Origin of the sequence: Stenotrophomonas sp. PAMC25021 (assembly GCF_004795795.1) — a bacterium.
Lineage (GTDB): Bacteria > Pseudomonadota > Gammaproteobacteria > Xanthomonadales > Xanthomonadaceae > Stenotrophomonas > Stenotrophomonas muris.
The window spans coordinates 2,140,001-2,156,260 of the sequence record NZ_CP039255.1; the positions used below are offsets into that span (position 1 = coordinate 2,140,001).

Below are 16,260 nucleotides of genomic sequence, written 5' to 3' on the forward strand. Positions count from 1 at the left end.
TCGTGAAAAGGGAAACAACCCAGACCCACAGCTAAGGTCCCAAATTTTGTGCTAAGTGGAAAACCATGTGGAAAGGCACAGACAGCCAGGAGGTTGGCTTAGAAGCAGCCACCCTTTAAAGAAAGCGTAATAGCTCACTGGTCGAGTCGGTCTGCGGGGAAGATTTAACGGGGCTAAGCACAGAACCGAAGCTTGGGGTGCATACTTTGTATGCGCGGTAGAGGAGCGTTCCGTAAGCCGTTGAAGGTGGATTGAGAAGTCTGCTGGAGGTATCGGAAGTGCGAATGCTGACATGAGTAACGATAATGCGGGTGAAAAACCCGCACGCCGAAAGCCCAAGGTTTCCTTGCGCAACGTTAATCGGCGCAGGGTGAGTCGGCCCCTAAGGCGAGGACGAAAGTCGTAGTCGATGGGAAGCAGGTTAATATTCCTGCACCTCGCGTAAGTGCGATGGAGGGACGGAGAAGGTTAGGTGTACCAGGCGTTGGTTGTCCTGGGGAAAGGCGGTAGGTTTGGATCTTTGGCAAATCCGGGATCCTCTAAGACCGAGCACCGAGACGAGCCTTTATGGCGAAGTCACTGATACCACGCTTCCAGGAAAAGCTCCTAAGCTTCAGCTTACGCAGACCGTACCGTAAACCGACACAGGTGGGTAGGATGAGAATTCTCAGGCGCTTGAGAGAACTCGGGTGAAGGAACTAGGCAACATGGCACCGTAACTTCGGGAGAAGGTGCACCCTTTTTGGTGGCTCGTGCGAGCTATAGCTGAAGAGGGTCGCAGTAACCAGGCCGCTGCGACTGTTTATCAAAAACACAGCACTCTGCAAACACGAAAGTGGACGTATAGGGTGTGACGCCTGCCCGGTGCTGGAAGGTTAATTGATGGGGTCAGCCGCAAGGCGAAGCTCTTGATCGAAGCCCCAGTAAACGGCGGCCGTAACTATAACGGTCCTAAGGTAGCGAAATTCCTTGTCGGGTAAGTTCCGACCTGCACGAATGGCGTAACGACAGCGGCGCTGTCTCCACCCGAGACTCAGTGAAATTGAAATCGCTGTGAAGATGCAGCGTTCCCGTGGCAAGACGGAAAGACCCCGTGAACCTTTACTATAGCTTTACACTGAACGTTGAGTTCGTCTGTGTAGGATAGGTGGGAGGCTATGAAACCATGGCGCTAGCTGTGGCGGAGCCATCCTTGAAATACCACCCTGTCGTGCTTGACGTTCTAACCTGGGCCCATTATCTGGGTCGGGGACCGTGTATGGTGGGTAGTTTGACTGGGGCGGTCTCCTCCTAAAGAGTAACGGAGGAGCTCGAAGGTACGCTCAGCGCGGTCGGACATCGCGCACTGTGTGCAAAGGCATAAGCGTGCTTGACTGCAAGATCGACGGATCAAGCAGGTAGGAAACTAGGACTTAGTGATCCGGTGGTTCTGTATGGAAGGGCCATCGCTCAACGGATAAAAGGTACTCCGGGGATAACAGGCTGATACCGCCCAAGAGTTCATATCGACGGCGGTGTTTGGCACCTCGATGTCGGCTCATCACATCCTGGGGCTGTAGTCGGTCCCAAGGGTATGGCTGTTCGCCATTTAAAGTGGTACGCGAGCTGGGTTCAGAACGTCGTGAGACAGTTCGGTCCCTATCTGCCATGGGCGTTGGAGATTTGAGAGGGGCTGCTCCTAGTACGAGAGGACCGGAGTGGACGAACCTCTGGTGTTCCGGTTGTCACGCCAGTGGCATTGCCGGGTAGCTATGTTCGGAAGCGATAACCGCTGAAAGCATCTAAGCGGGAAGCGCGCCTCAAGATGAGATCTCCCGGGGCACAAGCCCCCTGAAGGAACCATGTAGACTACGTGGTTGATAGGTCAGGTGTGTAAGTACAGCAATGTATTGAGCTAACTGATACTAATGATCCGTGCGGCTTGACCATATAACCTCAAGTTGCCTTGGCTTTACGACAACGTCGTAAGAGCATCCAAGTGCACGCTACGTCACAAGAACTATGCGAGGCTGGCGCCTTGTCCCCCAGGGACGAGTGCGACGCTCCAAAAGCCTCCCTGGTGAAATTAGCGCTGTGGAACCACCCGATCCCATCCCGAACTCGGAAGTGAAACGCAGCTGCGCCGATGGTAGTGTGGCTCAAGCCATGCGAGAGTAGGTCATCGCCAGGGTTTATACCCAAAACCCCGCTGCTCACGCAGCGGGGTTTTTCTTTGTGCGCAGAACATGTGGGTAGTGCCGGCCGCCGGCCGGCACCGTCATAGCTGCACACCGGCCGGTAGATGCACGCCATGCGTGGATATTCTCCGCGGGCAGCCCCAGCGCCAACCAAGGTTGGCGACTACCGAGGGCATGCGGGCGCACAGTAGATTCACGCCATATGTGGATGCGGCACCAGCCAGGGTTGGTCGCTCCTCACGGCAGGTCCGGAAGCGGCCTTTTTTCCTGACCCATCACGCAAAAGCAGGCAAAAAAAAGGCGCCCTGCGGGCGCCGTCTTGACCGGGATGGAACTGCAGGCCCGGATCAGGCGGCCCGCGAGACCTCGTGCGGTTCCTGCTGGCGGAACACCGATACCGCCTCGGTAAGCGTACCCGCCTGCGATTGCAGCTCGCGTGCGGCCGCGGTGGCTTCCTCCACAAGCGCGGCATTCTGCTGCGTCGCCTGGTCCATCTGCACCACGGTCTGGTTGATCTGCTCGATGCCGACCGACTGCTCCTGCGAGGCCGCCGAGATCTCGTGCATCAGGTGGCTGACATTCTCAACGCCCCCGACAATGCCCTGCATCCGCTGGCCCGCATCGGCCACCAGCTGGGCACCTTCGCCCACCTGGCGACCCGCCTCATCGATCAGTTTCTTGATTTCCTGTGCGGCGGCGGCGGAGCGCTGCGCCAGCACGCGCACCTCGCTGGCCACCACCGCGAAGCCACGGCCCTGCTCGCCGGCACGGGCGGCCTCCACTGCCGCGTTGAGCGCGAGGATATTGGTCTGGAAGGCGATGCCATCGATCACGCCAGTGATGTCGCCGATCCGCTTCGAGGCTCCCTCGATCGCCTGCATGGTGTCGACGACCCGCTGCATGGCGACGTTGCCATCGCTGGCGGCGCTCTGGGTGGTGATCGCCAGCTGGCTCGCCTCGCGCGCATGGGCAGCGTTCTGGCGCACGGTGGCAGTCAGCTCTTCCATCGAAGCGGCGGTTTCCTGCAGGTGCGCTGCCTGGCGCTCGCTGCGCTCGGACAGCGCGCCATTGCCCGCAGCGATTTCGCTGGCAGCGGTGCTGATCGAGGACGCGCACTGCTGGATACGGCCCACCATGCGCGCCAGCTGGCCGGCGGTGGCGTTGGCATCGCGCTGGATCGCGGCAAAGGCGCCGTGATACTCGCCATGCATGCGTCGATCGAGATCGCCGCTGGCCAGCGCCGAGAGCATCTGCCGCACCTCGTCAACCGTACTGCCCAACGTATCCAGCAGCTGGTTGATGCCACCGGTGAGGCCATCGAGGAAGCTGGCACCTTCGGTTGCCTGCAGGCGCTGGTCGAGGTCGCCGGCGGCGGCGGCCGCGACGATGCCGGCGACGGCGTTCTCCAAGGCGAGCTCATGGGTACGGTCATGCCACTCCACGGCAAAGCCCAGGCGCAGGCCCTGTGCGTCGAAGACCGGAGTAACCACCTGTGCGAAGTGCACCGGGCCGATCTGTACCTTGCCGTTGTGGCTGACCTGCAGGCCATTGAGGATGGCGCGGATCCGGTCCGGGTTGGCGTGGAAGCGATGGATGCTGCTACCGACCAGGCGCTCGGCATCGAAATCGGGGAAGGCCTGGCGCAACGTTGCCTGCTGGTTGCGCAGCAGGGCCACCACCGAGCGGTTCACGTAGCGGATCACGTGATCGTTGTCGGCAATCATCATCGCGGTGCGCGAGGCATCGAGGGCCTGGCGGATCTGCGCGTTCTCGGCGTGTGCCTCCGCTTCGCGTCCACGCTGGGCCTGCACATGGCGTGCGGTGTCGGCCAGCGCATGGGCCAGCGAACCCGGTGCGTAGGCGGTGGTGTCAGCATGTGCACCAAGATCGGCGCCGGTGGCGATGTCGCGCGCCAGCGCGGCCAGCCGGCGGGGACCGTGGCCAAGTGCTTCGGTCTGCTGGCGGAGCCGCAGTGCGACCTGGCCAAGGAACAGGGTCAGGCCGGCCAGCATCGCGGCCTGCAGCAGCGCCGGCCCCACCGCAGCACCGGCCGGCAGCGGGGCCAGCAGTGCAAGCGTGCCGATGCTACCGGCCAGCCACACCGGCAGACGATCGCGATGGCCCAGCAGCACGCCCAGCAGCAGGGCGATCGGCAACGCCGGCGACAGGCCGGTGATCGCGGACAACAGGGCCAGCTGCAGCGCCACCAGGATTGCCAGGGCGTTGCGGGCGATGCCGCGGCCTGCCAGCGGACCGGCCAGCCACAAGGCGGGCAGCACAGCGCCCGCGGCCAACGCGGCGGCCACACCGTGCGGACCGCGCAGGGCCAGCACCAGCCCGGTCACGGCCAGTGCCGCGCTGCCGGTCAGCAGGCGGCGGTCAGCACCGCGGGCGAGCTGTTGCAGGTGCGACAGGCGGGCGGTATCGGGGGGACGGGCGGATGCAATGGACATCGGAGGCTCCTGGGTCAGCAGACGACAACGAGCACGCCGCAACGCACGCAGCAGGGCGTGACGAGGGCGGGTGCCGGGAATTCGAGGGATGCGGCGCGATTAGCGACGCGGAGACGGGACACCGCGGCCACATCCTGTGGGTGACGGTGCAGCAGAGCGGGCATGCGGACTTCCTTGCAGAACCAGACACATGCCGCAGGACCGACCGGGCCCGCGTGCAGCGGGCGCAGGGGCCCGCAACTGATGTATCGGCCGCAAACGCGCGGAGTGAAGCGCGCGGACGCCTGCGCTCAGCCGGCGTTGTCGTTGCTGAAGAAGTGCAGGATCACGCCTGCGATCTGTTCCGGATCTTCCATGTGCAGGTGATGGTTGCCGGGAAACACTGCCAGCCGGCCATCCCGCAGGTGCTGCAGGCGATCGCTGCGCATCGGCTCGGGATAATACGACTGCGCCGGCGTGGCATAGATCACCTGTGTCGGGCAGGCGATGGCCTGCAGCAGGTTGTCGATCTGGCCCTCGCTGAGGCGGATCGCGGTGGGCAGCATCAGGCGCGGATCGCTGCACCAGCGATACCCGCCTTCGACCGGTTCCACGCCGCGCTCGACCAGCAGTCGTGCGCACGGTTCGCTGAGCTGGTTGGTCATCATCCGTGCGCGGATCGGCGCGGCCAGGTCGGGGAACACGCGCAGCTGCTTGCGCGCCAACGCACGGGTGGCGTTCACATGCTCGCGCAGGCGATGGGCGGTCTCTTCTTCGGGGCCGCGCAGGCCGCCGAGAGCTTCGATCGCCACCAGGCGCTCGACGCGGTCGCTGACCGAGGCGGTGAGGCTGGCGATGCCGGCGCCCATCGAATGGCCGAGCAGGCTGAAGCGGTCCCAGCCCAGGGCGTCGGCCACATCAAGCACGTGGCAGATCGCGGCCGCCGTGGTGTAGCTGGCACCGGCCGGCAGGTGCGCGCTGTGGCCATGGCCGGGCAGGTCGATCGCCACCAGCTGCAGCGACGCCAGGTGCGGCGCCAGCGGCACGAAGCTGGCGGCATTGTCGAGCCAGCCATGCAGGGCCAGCACGCGCGGGCCGTCGCCGCTGTTGCGCAGGCCGGCGACGCGGGTGCCGCCCACCTCGAGTTCAAAGGGTTGCAGACTCATGCCAGCGAGGCCACGGCCAGTCGTGCCAGGGCGCGCGCGTGTTCCGGTTCGGCATTGAGGCAGGGGATGTAGCGCATCGTCGCGCCACGTTCGGCCAGCGTTTCGGTGAAGCCCATCGCGACTTCTTCCAGCGTTTCCAGGCAATCGGTGGCGAAGCCGGGGCAGACCACGTCGATCTGCTTCACACCGGATTCGGCCAACGCCCACAGGCTCGGCTCAGCGTAAGGCTGCAGCCAGCGCTCGCGGCCGAAGCGCGACTGGTAACCCATCTGCCAGTCGTCCTTGCCCAGGCCCAGCGCGTTGGCGATGGCCTGCGCGCTGGCCTCGCAGCGCTGCGGATACGGATCACCCGCGTCGGCCAGGCGCTGCGGAATGCCGTGGAAGGAGAACATCAGTTTCTGGCTGCGGCCGTGCTGTTCCCAGTAGCGGCGGATCGAGCCGGCAACGGCCTCGACCCAGCCCGGGTCGACCGAGTAGTCGCGTACCAGACTGACGGTCACGCCCGGGTTGCGCCGCTGCCAGGCATCGACCCGGTCCTCGACCGAGGCGGTGGTGGTGGTGGAGTACTGCGGGTACAGCGGCAGCACCACGATGCGGCGTGCGCCTTCGCCGGCGAGGCGGTCGAGCTCGTGGGCCAGGGCCGGTTCGCCATAGCGCATTGCGTGGCGCACTTTCAGGGTTGGCAGCAGGGCCTGCATCGCCTGCGCCAGCTGCCGGGTATGGACCATCAGCGGTGAGCCATCCGGCAGCCAGACCTGGGCGTACTTGGCCGCCGAACGGCTGCTGCGCAGCGGCAGGATCAGTCCGCGCAGCAGCGGCTGCCACAGCAGTGGCGGGATCGCGACCACGCGGCGGTCGGACAGGAATTCGGCCAGGTAACGGCGTACGGCGGGGGCCGTCGGCGTATCGGGCGTGCCTAGGTTGACCGCCAGCACGGCGGTATCGGGTGCGTCGAGCATGGGGTGCATTGTCGCCGATCCGGTGTCGCACCGGGATGCAGGGTTCGGATTGCAGGCATAGCGCGCATCTATGTGAGCGGGGAGCGCTCATTGGGGATTCATGACAACACTACTAATTTCAGTCACTTGCTATATCTTCCTATGGACTGACTTCTGGAGCCTGCCATGCGTCGCCCGATCCAAGCCCTGCTGATCGCCGCCAGCCTGCTGTCCAGCCAGGCCATGGCCGGACCGCAGGAAGACCAGCGCGCCCGCAATGCCGTGCGCGTGCTGGCGGAGATCCAGGAAATCCCTGAACAGGGAATTCCGGACAAGTTGCTCGACGAAGGCCGCGCGGTCATCGTCATTCCCGACACGATCAAGGCCGGCCTGGTCATTGGCGGTCGTCGCGGCCACGGGCTGATGTCGGTGCGCATGCCCAATGGCGCCTGGTCCAGCCCGGTATTCGTCAAGCTGACCGGTGGCAGCATCGGCTTCCAGGCCGGCGTGCAGTCTTCCGACGTAGTGCTGGTGTTCCGCAACGACCGCAGCCTGGACAACCTGGTCAATGGCAAGTTCACGCTTGGCGCCGATGCCGGCGTTGCCGCCGGTCCGGTCGGCCGCAATGCCGCCGCCGCCACCGACGGCCAGCTGAAGGCCGAGATCTGGTCGTGGTCGCGCGCGCGCGGCCTGTTCGCCGGTGTCGCGCTGGATGGCGCGGTGCTGCAGATCGACGATGCCGCCAATCTGGACGCCTACGGCAGCAACACCACGCCGCGCATGATCTTCGAAGGTCGCGCCGTCGGTTCGCCGTCGATGGACGTGGTCGCCTTCCGCGATCGCCTGGAAGAGGCCACCTACGCCGCCCGCAACAACCGCAACGGCAACGGTGGCAATGCACCGCGTCCGGCGCCGGCGCCGGCTGCCGCCCCCGTGTCTGTGCCCGTTCAGGCAGCACCGGCGGCCCCGGCCGAAGCCACCACCGCGCCGCTGCAGAACGTTCCGCAGAACCCGCCGCCGCAGCAGCAGGGCTTCCAGCCGGTCAATGACGGCGAAATCCGCACGGAAACGCTGGGCGGAAACTGACTTTCGTCACGCGCGCCGGCTAACACCCGGTGCGCTATGCTCGACAGCCTGATCACTAACGTAACGAGCGTCTTTATGGGCAGTTTCAGCATCTGGCATTGGTTGGTCGTGCTGGCCATCGTCCTGCTGGTGTTCGGCACCAAGCGCCTGACCAGTGGCGCCAAGGACCTCGGTTCGGCGGTCAAGGAATTCAAGAAGGGCATGCGCGACGACGACAAGCCGAACGCGCAGCTGGGCGACGAGTCGCGCAGCCAGGACGCCTCGCGCACCGCGCAGGACGAGCACGACCGCACCCCTCGCTGATCCGGAGCGGTCGTGGTGTTTGATATCGGCTTCAGCGAACTGCTGGTGATCGCCGTGGTCGCCCTGGTGGTGCTCGGTCCCGAGCGCCTGCCCAAGGCGGCCCGCTTTGCCGGCCTGTGGGTGCGTCGCGCCCGCAATCAATGGGATTCGGTGAAACAGGAACTGGAGCGCGAACTGCAGGCCGAGGAGATCAAGCGGCAGATGCAGGACGTTCGCCAGGGCATGCAGGACACCGAGAACCAGCTGCGTGCCAGCGGCGAAGCGATCCGTCGCGAAGCGCAGGAGGCGCAGCAGCAGGGCGATACGCTGGCGCAGGAGGTACGCGCACCGGCGCCTGCGGATCTGCCGCCGCATATGAGCGGCCTGACCCGTGCCGATGCACCGGTACAGGAGGGCGTCGCTCCCGAGCCGACGCCGGCGACACCCCCTGAAGCCGGTGCGCCGCCGCCGCCGCGCACGGAGCGCCAGCCATGAGTGAACAGGATTTCGGCGAGAGCTCGCTGGTCGAACATCTGGTGGAACTGCGCGGCCGCCTGGTGCGCGCATTGCTGGGCCTGGGCGTGGTGCTGCTGGCGCTGCTGCCGTTCACCCAGAAGCTGTACAACGCGTTGGCCGAGCCGCTGGTCTCGCAGCTGCCGAACGGGCAGACGATGATTGCCACCAATCCGGCCGGCGCCTTCTTCGCGCCGTTGAAGCTGACCTTCTTCGTTGCCCTGTTCGTGGCGGTGCCGTGGCTGCTGTACCAGCTGTGGGCCTTCGTCGCGCCCGGCCTGTATGCGCGCGAGAAGCGCCTGGCGGTGCCGCTGCTGGTGTCCTCGGTGCTGCTGTTCTACACCGGCTGTGCCTTTGCCTACTTCCTGGTGCTGCCGGCGGTGTTCCACTTCCTCACCACCTTCAGCCCGGACGTGATTGCGATCACCCCGGATGCAAATGCCTACCTGGATTTCGTGCTGGCGATCTTCTTCGCCTTCGGCGGCAGCTTCGAACTGCCGGTGGCGATGGTGATCCTGGTGCTGCTGGGCTGGGTGACGCCGCAGCAGTTCAAGGAAGGCCGCGGCTACGCGATCGTCGGCATCTTCGTGCTGGCGGCGGTGCTGACCCCGCCGGACGTGGTTTCGCAGCTGATGCTGGCGATCCCGATGTGCCTGCTCTATGAGCTGGGCATCCACGCCGCACGCTGGCTGGTGCCGTCGTCGGCAGTCAAGAAGCCCGCCGCCTGAAAAAAAAAGTGGACGGAGGGGATTAAGTCGTTAGCTGCACACACTGGGCATAAACGACTTAATCCCCTCCGTCCCCTTTTTTCATCAGGCGTGGAAGATGTCGCTCGAGGTCGGCGTGGTCGGGATCGGCGGTGCGGCGCGGCTGCCACGGTGCACGAACATCTGCTTCCACGCGGCGTAGACCGCGCCGACATACAGCGGCATCAGCACCGTGGTCAGCACCAGCTGGGCGATGAAGGCGGCGGCCAGCGGGCCGCCGATCAGCATCGCGATCTGGATCACGATCACGAACAGGATGTAGATGCAGAACGCGGCGATCAGGCCGAGCACGGCGAACACGATCATTGCGCCGATGTTCTCGATGCAGCCCTGCAGGCTCAGGCGCAGCGCGTGCATGCCGCTCTGCTTGTCGAACACCACCAGCGCCGGCTGGGTGAACATTGCCAGCGACAGTGCGACCGCGCTCAGGAACACCAGCAGCATCCACAGTGCGATGCGCTTGGCCGGCAGGTTGGCCACCAGCGCCGCAGCATCGTCCGGCTTGATCTGCTGGCCACTGCGGCTGATCTCTTCCATCTTGGTCATGACCTCGCTGAAGGCGGTGAAGCCTTCGCGGCCGATCATCAGGAACAGCAGCGCGCCCAGCAGCAGCACCGCCAGCACCTGGATCGCCAGCGGCACCAGCAGGTGGCTGACGCGGTGGTCGCGGATCGGCTGCAGCAGGTGCGAGGCCAGGCCCGGGCGACCTTCGTCGATCTCACCCACGGCGTACAGCATGCCGCCGAACATGATCGGCGAGATGGCCAGGGTCATCAGCTGCACGGCCATGCCGGCGGCGCCGGGAATCAGCGTCGACAACAGGGTGACCACCCAGCTCACCAGCAGCCAGGTCAGACCGATCCGGGCCAGCTGCAGCGGCGCACGCCGATACAGCGAGAACGTATCCAGCAACCACTGGGCGCCCGCCGAGGCCGGCAGCTTGCGAATCTCTTTCATGGACATCCGGGAAGGACAGGAGGGGCCGGGCGCTTGCCCGTGCCGCCGATTATCCCTGTTTTGCCGCCGGCTGGGCTGAAGACAGCCGCGCCTGGCGAACGAAGCGGCGCAGCAGCTGGCGCGCCAGCGGTGCGGCGCTGACCGCGCGCTCGATGCTGCGGGCACAGCCGCCATGGCGGCCGATGCAGTCGGCGCGGGCACGCACGTAGCCGCGCATGTGGTGGGTGGCGAACTCGGGGTGGAACTGCACGCCCCAGGCCTGGCGCCCCCAGCGGAAGGCATGGCAGCCATCCAGCGGCGAGCGTGCCAGTACTTCGGCGCCGTCGGGCGCGCGCAACACGGTCTGCAGGTGGGTGGCGTGGGCGGCGAAGTGCTGCGGCAGGCCCTGGAACAGCGGGTCCTGCGCGGCCTGCGGCTGCAGCTCCAGTTCGATCGTGCCGGACTCGCGCCCGGCCGGGTTGTAGGCCACCTCCCCGCCCAGCGCGTGCGCCAGCAGCTGGTGACCGTAGCAGATACCGAACACCGGCAGGTCGTCGTGGGCGGCCTGGCGCAGCCATGCGGCACTGCGCTCACTCCATTCGGCGTGGTCGGTGACGAAGGCGGCCGAGCCGGTCACCAGCACGCCGGCGAAGGCATGCGGGTCGGGCAGGGCATCCCCGTGTTCGACATCGACCACCACCGTCTCGTGCTCTTCCAGCCCGGCGGCCACCCGGATCCAGTGCGGGAAGCGCCCGTAGCGGCGCAGCGACGGCACCGGGCGGCCGGTTTCAAGGATCAGGAACGGGGCTGGGTTCATCCGGGGGCGGCAGGACTGACAGGACTTCCTCGATTGTAGTCAGCCCCTGCGCCACCTTTTCAAGCCCGGCCTGGCGCAGGGTTCGCAGCCCTTCAGCCCGCGCGGCACGGGTGAAACCGGCCAGATCCATGTCGGCGCGGATCTGCCCACGCAGCCGCGAGCCCAATGGCAGCAACTCATACAGGCCGATGCGGCCGAGGAATCCGGTGCGCCGGCACTCCAGGCAACCAACCGGCCGACAGGGCGTGGCGGCATCTGGATATGCAGCTTGGCTATCAGCCAGCACCGCCCAGTCGGCAGCACCAAGGGTGTGCGGCTGCTTGCAGTGCGGGCACAGGGTGCGCACCAGGCGCTGGGCGAGGATGCCGTTGAGGGTGCTGGCCAGCAGGTAGTGCGGCACGCCTAGGTCGAGCAGGCGGGTGACCGCCGACGGCGCGTCGTTGGTATGCAGCGTGGACAGCACCAGATGGCCGGTCAGCGAGGCCTGCACCGCCATCTGCGCGGTTTCCAGATCGCGGATCTCGCCGATCATGATGATGTCCGGGTCCTGCCGCAGCAGGGTGCGCACGCCGCTGGCGAAGTCCAGGTCGATGTTGGCCTGCACCTGCATCTGGTTGAACTCGGGCGCGATCATCTCGATCGGGTCCTCCACGGTGCACACGTTCACGTCCGGCGTGGCCAGCCGCTTCAGCGTGGAATACAGGGTGGTGGTCTTGCCTGAGCCGGTCGGGCCGGTGACCAGCACGATGCCGTGCGGGCGTTCGACCAGTGCATTCCAGCCGGCGGCCTCCTGCGGACTGAAACCCAGCTGGTCGATGCTCTTGAAGGCGGCATCCGGGTCGAAGATGCGCATCACGCACTTCTCGCCGAAGGCGGTGGGCATGGTCGACAGGCGCATCTCGACCTCGCGGCCGCCCGGCGAGCGGGTCTTGATGCGGCCGTCCTGCGGGCGCCGGCGTTCGGCCAGGTCCATGCGGCCGAGCACCTTGATGCGGCTGACCACGGCGGTCATCACCGCCGGTGGCACCTCGAAGACCTTGTGCAGCACGCCATCGATGCGGAAGCGCATGCGCCCCATCTCGCGGCGCGGTTCCAGGTGGATGTCCGAGGCGCGCTGTTCGTAGGCATATTGCAGCAGCCAGTCGACGATGTGCACGATGTGCTGGTCGTCGGCATTGACGTCGCCGGTACGGCCCAGCTCGACCAGCTGCTCGAAGCTGGGCAGGGTGGTGCTGGCTTCGCCGCGGACATCGCCGCGCGCGCCACGCACCGAGCGGGTCACCCCGTAGAACTCCATGGTGTAGCGGTGCAGGTCGAGCGGATTGACCACCGCCAGCTCGATGCTGCGGCGGGTCAGGTGCTGCAGGTCGCGGCGCCACTCCTGCACCAGCGGCTCGCTGGTGGCCACCAGCACCCGTTCGGCATCCACCGCCAGCGGCAGGAAGCGGTGGCGGCGGGCGTAGGCGTGGGAGACCAGCGCGGTGACCGCAGCGACGTCGACCCGGGTCGGATCGATGCGCAGGTAGCGGCTGCCGGTGCGCCGGGCCAGCCATTCGGTCAGGCGTTCCAGGGTCAGTTCGCCACCGTCGCGGGCGGCCAGCTTGAGGTTGGACAGCAACACCAGCGGGTGCACTTCACTGGCATTGCGCGCGCCCTGTGCGGAAAACCGCATGCGCTCGACGTCGTGCTCGGCCACCAGGCCATCGGCCAGCAGCGCTGCGCAGACCTGTTCGAAATGCAGGCGGCCCCACGGCAGCGGGATGTCGCCTGGCTCGCCGGGCGTGCCCACCGGCAGCCGATGTTCCATCTGCCTGCTCCTCCCGGGTACGGAATGCCCCGCAGGTCGGCCGTTATACTAACGCACCCCCTTGCCGGCCAAGACTCGTACGCATGTCCGCGACCCCGACCGTTCCGATCACCTTCCAGGGCCTGATCCAGACCCTGAACCAGTTCTGGGCCCAGCAGGGCTGCGTGCTCATCCAGCCGCTCGACCTGGAGGTGGGCGCCGGTACCTTCCACCCGGCCACCTTCCTGCGTGCGATCGGTCCGGAACGCTGGAACGCGGCCTACGTGCAGCCCTCGCGCCGCCCGACCGACGGCCGCTACGGCGAGAACCCGAACCGCCTGCAGCGCTACTACCAGTACCAGGTGGCGATGAAGCCGGCGCCGGACAACATCCAGCAGCTGTACCTGGATTCGCTGAAGGCGCTGGGCATCGACCCGCTGGTGCACGACCTGCGTTTCGTCGAGGACAACTGGGAATCGCCGACGCTGGGCGCCTGGGGCCTGGGCTGGGAAGTCTGGCTCAACGGCATGGAAGTGACCCAGTTCACCTACTTCCAGCAGGCCGGTGGCCTGGAGTGCCGCCCGGTGCTGGGCGAGATCACCTACGGTCTCGAACGCCTGTGCATGTACCTGCAGAACTGCGACAACGTCTACGACCTGGTCTGGACCTACGGCCCGGACGGGCAACCGGTGACCTATGGCGACGTCTACCACCAGAACGAAGTCGAGCAGAGCACCTACAACTTCGAATACGCCGACGTGGACGAAATGTTCCACCGCTTCGATGCCTGCGAGCGTGAAGCGCAGAAGCTGGTCGAGGTGGGCCTGCCGCTGCCGGCCTACGAGCAGGTGATGAAAGCCAGCCACACCTTCAACCTGCTCGATGCACGCCGCGCGATCAGCGTGACCGAGCGCCAGCGCTACATCCTGCGCGTGCGCGCGCTGGCCCAGGCGGTGGCCAAGGCGTACTACGAGCAGCGCGAGAAGCTGGGCTTCCCGGGCGCGAAGAAGGCCTGACGGGCCGTCGGCACCCACCCGCTTTTCATCAACTACCCGGGGCGCCGGACGCGTCGCGCGCTGCGCCCCCACCACAGGATCGAACCGATGAGCCAACTGTCCCCCCTGCTGATCGAACTGGGCACCGAGGAGCTGCCGGTCAAGGCGCTGCCGGGCCTGGCCCAGGCGTTCTTCGACGGTGTTGTCGAAGGCCTGCGCACGCGCGGCGTCGCGCTGGAACTGGGTGATGCACGCCCGCTGTCGACCCCCCGCCGCCTGGCCGTGCTGCTGCCGGGCGTGGGCCTGGAACAGCCGGAACAGCACAGCGAAGTGCTGGGCCCGTACCTGAACATCGCACTGGACGCCGAAGGCCAGCCGACCAAGGCGTTGCAGGGCTTCGCCGCCAAGGCCGGGATCGACTGGACCGCGCTGGAGAAGACCACCGACAACAAGGGTGAGCGCTTCGTGCACCGCGCGGTGACCCCGGGCGCACGCACCGCCAGCCTGCTGCCGGAGATCCTGCGCGAGGCGATTGCAGCGATGCCGATTCCCAAGCCGATGCGCTGGGGCGACCACACCTGGGGCTTTGCCCGCCCGGCGCACTGGCTGGTGCTGCTGCACGGTACCGAGGTGGTGGAGGCCGAACTGTTCGGCCTGCAGGCCGGCCGTGTCAGCCGTGGCCATCGCTTCCACCACGACCAGCCCGTGTCGCTGGCCCAGCCGCAGGACTATGTTGAAGCCCTGCGCGCCGCCTTCGTGCTGGTCGACCCGCGCGAGCGCCGTGCGCGCATCGTCGCCGAGGTCGAGGCCGCCGCGGCCAGGGCCGGTGGCAGCGCCCGCATCACCGACGACAACCTGGAGCAGGTGGTGACCTTGGTCGAGTGGCCGTCGGCGGTGCTGTGCAGCTTCGAACGTGCGTTCCTGGCAGTGCCGCAGGAAGCGCTGATCGAAACGATGGAGATCAACCAGAAGTTCTTCCCGGTGCTGGATGCCGCAGGCACGCTGACCGAGAAGTTCATCGGCATCGCCAACATCGAATCGAAGGACGTGGCCGAAGTGGCCAAGGGCTACGAGCGGGTGATCCGCCCGCGCTTCGCCGACGCCAAGTTCTTCTTCGACGAGGACCTGAAGCAGGGCCTGGCGTCGATGGGCGACGGCCTGAAGACGGTGACCTACCAGGCCAAGCTGGGCAGCGTGGCCGACAAGGTGGCGCGCGTGGCCGCCCTGGCCGAAGTGATCGCACCCCAGGTGGGTGCCGATGCCGTGCAGGCCAGGCGGGCTGCCGAATTGGCCAAGAACGACCTGCAGTCGCGCATGGTCAACGAGTTCCCGGAGCTGCAGGGCATCGCCGGCCGCCACTACGCCGTGGCCGGTGGCGAATCGACCGAGGTGGCGCTGGCCATCGACGAGGCCTACCAGCCGCGCTTCGGCGGTGATGACATCGCGCTGTCGCCGCTGGGCAAGGTGCTGGCCATCGCCGAACGCGTCGACACGCTGGCCGGTGGTTTCGCCGCGGGCCTGAAGCCGACCGGCAACAAGGACCCGTTCGCGCTGCGCCGCAATGCGCTGGGCCTGGCCCGCACGATCATCGAAAGCGGCTTCGAGCTGGACCTGCGCGCGCTGCTGGCCAGCGCCAACGCCGGCCTGGCCGCGCGCAACGTGCAGGCCGATGTCGGCGAGCTGTACGACTTCATTCTCGACCGCCTGAAGGGCTATTACGGCGACAAGGGCGTGCCGGCCACGCACTTCAACGCGGTGGCCGAACTGAAGCCGGCCTCGCTGTACGACTTCGACCGCCGCCTGGATGCGATCGGCACCTTCGCCGCACTGCCGGAAGCCGAAGCACTGGCTGCGGCCAACAAGCGCATCCGCAACATCCTGCGCAAGGCCGAGGGCGACATTCCGGCGCAGATCGACCCGGCGCTGCTGCAGGAAGACGCCGAGCGCGCGCTGGCCGAAGCGGTCACCGCCGCCATCGACGACACCGGCGCCAGCCTGCACCAGAAGGACTACGTGGCCGTGCTGGCACGCCTGGCGCGCCTGCGCCCGCAGGTCGACGCGTTCTTCGACGGGGTGATGGTCAATGCGGACGATCTGGCGCTGCGTGGCAACCGCCTGGCGCTGCTGACGATGCTGGGCGAGCGCCTGGGCAAGGTCGCGGCGATCGAGCATCTGTCGAGCTGATGCCCGTATCGGTAGTGCCGGCCGCTGGCCGGCATTACCCCGCGCACCGCATCGCCGGTGGATGTCCATCGGGGTCATTGCCGGCATCGCGCACGATGCCGGCATCCTCGCCTGCATTGACGATGATCGCCACAAAGGTGCGTATTTTGACCGCCACTTAACAACCGATCCCGAATGACGT

General features: G+C 66.4%; 12 protein-coding genes and 2 rRNA genes (1 of these 14 running past the window's edge). 8 read left to right on the forward strand and 6 right to left on the reverse strand.

Annotated features, from left to right (window positions below; genetic code table 11):
* Positions 1 to 1,929: ribosomal RNA gene (locus E5790_RS10120) — 23S ribosomal RNA — on the forward strand; it begins 949 nt to the left of the window's first position.
* A 126-nt stretch (positions 1,930 to 2,055) separates the two neighbouring features.
* Positions 2,056 to 2,170: ribosomal RNA gene (gene rrf / locus E5790_RS10125) — 5S ribosomal RNA — on the forward strand.
* A gap of 354 nt (positions 2,171 to 2,524) precedes the next feature.
* On the opposite strand, the gene E5790_RS10130 is transcribed toward rrf, so the two are convergent.
* The 3 genes from E5790_RS10130 to hemH all read right to left on the reverse strand — a co-directional run bounded on the left by E5790_RS10130 (position 2,525) and on the right by hemH (position 6,734).
* On the reverse strand, positions 2,525 to 4,630 hold the full coding sequence (locus E5790_RS10130; protein WP_111205394.1) for a methyl-accepting chemotaxis protein: 2,106 nt from the start codon (positions 4,628 to 4,630) through the stop codon (positions 2,525 to 2,527).
* A 290-nt stretch (positions 4,631 to 4,920) separates the two neighbouring features.
* Positions 4,921 to 5,775, reverse strand: coding sequence for an alpha/beta hydrolase (locus tag E5790_RS10135; protein WP_032957858.1), 855 nt, complete (start codon positions 5,773 to 5,775; stop codon positions 4,921 to 4,923).
* A complete protein-coding gene (gene hemH, locus E5790_RS10140; RefSeq protein WP_032957857.1) occupies positions 5,772 to 6,734 on the reverse strand; it encodes a ferrochelatase in 963 nt (320 codons plus the stop codon). Before hemH ends, E5790_RS10135 begins: the two co-directional genes overlap by 4 nt.
* Before the next feature lie 165 nt (positions 6,735 to 6,899).
* Here hemH and E5790_RS10145 point away from each other — a divergent pair, with 165 nt between their 5' ends.
* The 4 genes from E5790_RS10145 to tatC all read left to right on the forward strand — a co-directional run bounded on the left by E5790_RS10145 (position 6,900) and on the right by tatC (position 9,322).
* On the forward strand, positions 6,900 to 7,799 hold the full coding sequence (locus E5790_RS10145) for a YSC84-related protein (protein WP_111205393.1): 900 nt from the start codon (positions 6,900 to 6,902) through the stop codon (positions 7,797 to 7,799).
* A gap of 75 nt (positions 7,800 to 7,874) precedes the next feature.
* Positions 7,875 to 8,102: a Sec-independent protein translocase subunit TatA gene (tatA, locus tag E5790_RS10150; RefSeq protein ID WP_014648907.1), complete on the forward strand. Its 228-nt coding sequence runs from the start codon at positions 7,875 to 7,877 to the stop codon at positions 8,100 to 8,102.
* Positions 8,103 to 8,117: 15 nt separating this feature from the next.
* Positions 8,118 to 8,576 (forward strand): Sec-independent protein translocase protein TatB, encoded by a 459-nt coding sequence (gene tatB / locus E5790_RS10155; protein WP_032957854.1) that lies wholly within the window; start codon positions 8,118 to 8,120, stop codon positions 8,574 to 8,576.
* Positions 8,573 to 9,322, forward strand: a complete 750-nt coding sequence (gene tatC / locus E5790_RS10160) for a twin-arginine translocase subunit TatC (protein WP_005420449.1) — start codon at positions 8,573 to 8,575, stop codon at positions 9,320 to 9,322. Before tatB ends, tatC begins: the two co-directional genes overlap by 4 nt.
* An 84-nt stretch (positions 9,323 to 9,406) precedes the next feature.
* On the opposite strand, the gene E5790_RS10165 is transcribed toward tatC, so the two are convergent.
* From E5790_RS10165 to E5790_RS10175, 3 genes are read right to left on the reverse strand one after another with little or no spacing between them, the layout of a single operon-like run.
* Positions 9,407 to 10,318 (reverse strand): BPSS1780 family membrane protein, encoded by a 912-nt coding sequence (locus tag E5790_RS10165; protein WP_014648905.1) that lies wholly within the window; start codon positions 10,316 to 10,318, stop codon positions 9,407 to 9,409.
* Positions 10,319 to 10,367: 49 nt separating this feature from the next.
* Positions 10,368 to 11,114: a glutamine amidotransferase gene (locus tag E5790_RS10170; RefSeq protein WP_014648904.1), complete on the reverse strand. Its 747-nt coding sequence runs from the start codon at positions 11,112 to 11,114 to the stop codon at positions 10,368 to 10,370.
* Complete coding sequence (locus tag E5790_RS10175) at positions 11,086 to 12,921, reverse strand: ATPase, T2SS/T4P/T4SS family (protein WP_014648903.1); 1,836 nt, start codon at positions 12,919 to 12,921, stop codon at positions 11,086 to 11,088. The genes E5790_RS10170 and E5790_RS10175 overlap by 29 nt, the downstream gene beginning before the upstream one ends.
* Positions 12,922 to 13,004: 83 nt before the next feature.
* Here E5790_RS10175 and glyQ point away from each other — a divergent pair, with 83 nt between their 5' ends.
* Both glyQ and glyS read left to right on the forward strand, forming a co-directional pair.
* Positions 13,005 to 13,916, forward strand: coding sequence for a glycine--tRNA ligase subunit alpha (gene glyQ / locus E5790_RS10180; RefSeq protein ID WP_014648902.1), 912 nt, complete (start codon positions 13,005 to 13,007; stop codon positions 13,914 to 13,916).
* 87 nt (positions 13,917 to 14,003) lie between these two features.
* Positions 14,004 to 16,079 carry a glycine--tRNA ligase subunit beta gene (gene glyS, locus E5790_RS10185; RefSeq protein ID WP_111205392.1) on the forward strand — a complete coding sequence of 692 codons (2,076 nt, stop codon included), beginning with the start codon at positions 14,004 to 14,006 and terminating at the stop codon, positions 16,077 to 16,079.
* Positions 16,080 to 16,260: the final 181 nt, after the last annotated feature.

What these genes read in the sequence shown, in the direction of transcription:
- E5790_RS10130 (WP_111205394.1), bottom strand. Translation starts at nt 4,630, where the DNA reads ATGTCCATTGCATCCGCCCGTCCCCCCGATACCGCCCGCCTGTCGCAC.
- E5790_RS10135 (WP_032957858.1), bottom strand. Translation starts at nt 5,775, where the DNA reads ATGAGTCTGCAACCCTTTGAACTCGAGGTGGGCGGCACCCGCGTCGCC.
- hemH (WP_032957857.1), bottom strand. Translation starts at nt 6,734, where the DNA reads ATGCTCGACGCACCCGATACCGCCGTGCTGGCGGTCAACCTAGGCACG.
- E5790_RS10145 (WP_111205393.1), top strand. Translation starts at nt 6,900, where the DNA reads ATGCGTCGCCCGATCCAAGCCCTGCTGATCGCCGCCAGCCTGCTGTCC.
- tatA (WP_014648907.1), top strand. Translation starts at nt 7,875, where the DNA reads ATGGGCAGTTTCAGCATCTGGCATTGGTTGGTCGTGCTGGCCATCGTC.
- tatC (WP_005420449.1), top strand. Translation starts at nt 8,573, where the DNA reads ATGAGTGAACAGGATTTCGGCGAGAGCTCGCTGGTCGAACATCTGGTG.
- E5790_RS10165 (WP_014648905.1), bottom strand. Translation starts at nt 10,318, where the DNA reads ATGAAAGAGATTCGCAAGCTGCCGGCCTCGGCGGGCGCCCAGTGGTTG.
- E5790_RS10170 (WP_014648904.1), bottom strand. Translation starts at nt 11,114, where the DNA reads ATGAACCCAGCCCCGTTCCTGATCCTTGAAACCGGCCGCCCGGTGCCG.
- E5790_RS10175 (WP_014648903.1), bottom strand. Translation starts at nt 12,921, where the DNA reads ATGGAACATCGGCTGCCGGTGGGCACGCCCGGCGAGCCAGGCGACATC.
- glyQ (WP_014648902.1), top strand. Translation starts at nt 13,005, where the DNA reads ATGTCCGCGACCCCGACCGTTCCGATCACCTTCCAGGGCCTGATCCAG.
- glyS (WP_111205392.1), top strand. Translation starts at nt 14,004, where the DNA reads ATGAGCCAACTGTCCCCCCTGCTGATCGAACTGGGCACCGAGGAGCTG.